This window comes from Streptomyces sp. RP5T, assembly GCF_003933965.1.
Taxonomy (GTDB): Bacteria; Actinomycetota; Actinomycetes; order Streptomycetales; family Streptomycetaceae; genus Streptomyces.
On record NZ_RSAJ01001191.1, the window covers coordinates 1 to 857 of the forward strand.

An 857-nucleotide genomic window follows, 5' to 3' on the forward strand; every position below is an offset into this window, starting at 1 on the left:
CTTCGAGGCGATCGAGGAACTCGCCGGGCGCACCCTCGACGGCGCCCGGGTCGCCGACATCGGGGCCGGCACCGGGATAGCGACCGGACTGCTGCACGCCCGGGGTGCCGAGGTCGTCGCCGTCGAACCCGGCACGGGCATGGCCGAGCAGTTCCGCCGCACCCATCCCGGCATCCCGATCGTCAGGGGTGACGGCAACGACCTCCCCCTCCTTACCGACTCTGCCGACCTCCTCACCTACGCCCAGTCCTGGCACTGGACCGACCCGGCCCGCGCGGTCCCGGAGGCCTGCCGCGTACTGCGGCCGGGCGGCGCGCTGGCCCTGTGGTGGAACACCTACGCCCTCGACGTCGACTGGATCGCCGCCCAGGTCGACCGCGTCGCCGAGCACTTCAAGGACTACGGCGCCCAGGCGGCCGTCGAGGTCAACGGCAACGGGGTCCGGTCCGCCCTCGCCGACCCCACGGGCCGCCTCGACTTCACCCACCGAGTCGTCCGCTGGAGCCGCCACGTGCCCGTCGACACCCACCTCGCCAACATCGGCAGCCACTCCCTGTTCCTCGTCGCCGGCGAGGAACACGCGGGCACCTTCCTCACCGAGCAGCGCCGGATCCTGCTGGAGCTGTTCCCCGACGGCATCGTGGAGGAGACCTACGACGTCGAGCTTCTGGTCGCTCTCAACGCCTGAACCCGCGCGGCGACCCGGCCTTCCGGGCCGCCGCGCACCATGCTTGACGACTCCGGCACCCGAGAGCATTATTCACCGCATGATGAATAAGGAGTCCGGGCCACCCGCCGACAGCACGGACCAACGAACCGCCACCCCCGCCGTCCACGCCGACGGCCACACGGTCGAC

Annotated in this window: 1 protein-coding gene; it reads left to right on the forward strand. The window is 71.6% G+C overall.

Annotated elements, in window-relative coordinates; translation table 11 throughout:
* The coding region (locus EHS43_RS45325; protein WP_148104377.1) for a class I SAM-dependent methyltransferase at window positions 1–688 on the forward strand (688 nt) is incomplete at its 5' end.
* Window positions 689–857: the final 169 nt, after the last annotated feature.